Raw genomic sequence first — 287 nt, 5'->3', positions numbered from 1 at the left:
AAGGGCAATGTCGCCGCCGAAAACACCACTGTCGTCAACACCCGCAACTCGCTGGTCATGACCCACGGCGTGCATCTCGCGGTCAATGGCATGGACGACGTTGCCGTCATCGCCAGCGAGGATGCCGTCTATGTCGGCCACCTCAAGGACAGCCAGGACGTCGGCGCCATCGTCAAGATGCTGGCCTCCAGGCCGGCGACATCAAAGCTCACCGAGACGCACCCGACCTCCTACCGTCCCTGGGGCGGCTACACCTCGATCTTCAACGGCGACCGCTTCCAGGTGAA

General features: G+C 63.1%; 1 pseudogene. It reads left to right on the top strand.

Annotated elements, in window-relative coordinates:
* Positions 1 to 287 (top strand): annotated as a pseudogene (cpsB, locus tag ACCD05_RS31825) (mannose-1-phosphate guanylyltransferase/mannose-6-phosphate isomerase); the annotation flags it as partial.

Source organism: Rhizobium sp. Rhizsp42 (genome assembly GCF_047304155.1).
Taxonomy (GTDB): domain Bacteria; phylum Pseudomonadota; class Alphaproteobacteria; order Rhizobiales; family Rhizobiaceae; genus Rhizobium.
Note: the sequence above shows the minus strand (reverse complement) of the source record. Positions and strands in the feature narration are given on the sequence as shown.